General features: G+C 65.4%; 1 protein-coding gene. It reads left to right on the forward strand.

Annotated features, from left to right (window positions below; genetic code table 11):
* Positions 1-222 precede the first annotated feature (222 nt).
* The coding region (locus AB4Y84_RS21495; RefSeq protein WP_442250910.1) for a phosphomannomutase at positions 223-1498 on the forward strand (1276 nt) is incomplete at its 3' end.

Below are 1498 nucleotides of genomic sequence, written 5' to 3' on the forward strand. Positions count from 1 at the left end.
ATCCTGGAGGGCAGTGGCGGCACAGGCCCACGTTTCGACGCAGCCGACCTTGAGGCCCTGCTGTCTCCCCTGCCCGGCGCGCCGGCCAAACGCGCGGCAGGCAGACGCAGGGCCACCCGCACGTGACCACTTCGGCGGTCAGGCAGCGTTGGGGCTATGGAAACGATTCCCATACAAGGCTGGGATTACACTAGCCAACTGATCTGACAAAGGATTCCAGCGATGCCCCTGCCCGCCTTCAAGGCTTATGACATCCGCGGCCGCGTGCCGGAAGAACTGAACGAAGACCTCGCCCGCCGGATCGGCGTGGCCTTGGCCGATCAGTTGTCACCCGGGCCAGTGGTGGTGGGGCACGACGTGCGCCTGACCAGTCTGGCGCTGCAGGACGCGCTGGCGGTGGGCCTGCGCGGCGCGGGCCGGGAAGTGATCGACATCGGCCTGTGCGGCACCGAGGAAGTCTATTTCCAGACCGACCATCGCGGTGCAGCAGGCGGTGTGATGGTTACCGCCAGCCACAACCCGATGGACTACAACGGCATGAAGCTGGTCAAGGAGAACGCCCGGCCGATCAGTTCCGATACCGGCCTGTTCGCGATCTCCGATGCCGTGGCGGCCGACAGCGCAACACCGCAGCCGCCGACCGCAGGCCAACGCAGCGAGCACGACAAGAGCGCCTACATCCAGCATCTGCTGTCCTATGTGGACAGCACCAAGCTCAAGCCCCTCAAGCTGGTGGTCAACGCAGGCAATGGTGGCGCCGGCGCCATCGTCGACCTGCTGGCGCCGCACCTGCCGTTCGAGTTCATCCGCATCTGCCACGAACCCGATGGCAGCTTCCCCAACGGCATTCCCAATCCGCTGCTGCAGGAGAACCGCGCCGCCACGGCCGAGGCGGTCCGCGAGCACGGCGCCGACTTCGGCATTGCCTGGGACGGCGATTTCGACCGCTGCTTCTTCTTCGACCACAGCGGGCGCTTCATCGAGGGCTACTACCTCGTCGGCCTGCTGGCCAAGGCGGCGCTGGACCGTAACCCGGGTGGCAAGATCGTGCATGACCCACGCCTGGTCTGGAACACCGTGGAGATGGTCGAACAGGCGGGTGGTGTGCCGGTGCTGTGCAAGAGCGGCCATGCCTTCATCAAGGAGAAGATGCGCGCAGAGGACGCGGTGTACGGCGGCGAAATGAGCGCCCATCACTACTTCCGCGAATTCGCCTATGCCGACTCGGGCATGATCCCCTGGCTGCTGATCGCCCAGCTCATTTCCGAAAGCGGGCGTTCGCTGGCCGACTGGGTCGAAGACCGCATGGCCGCCTATCCGTGCAGTGGCGAGATCAACTTCAAGGTCAGCGATGCGAAGGCGTCCGTGGCCCGCGTGATGGAACACTTCGCCGCGCAGTCGCCGGCGCTGGATCATACCGATGGCATCAGTGCCGACTTCGGCGACTGGCGTTTCAACCTGCGCAGCTCCAACACCGAGCCCTTGCTGCGCCTGAACG

This window comes from Stenotrophomonas sp. 2YAF22 (genome assembly GCF_052114665.1).
Lineage (GTDB): Bacteria > Pseudomonadota > Gammaproteobacteria > Xanthomonadales > Xanthomonadaceae > Stenotrophomonas > Stenotrophomonas indicatrix.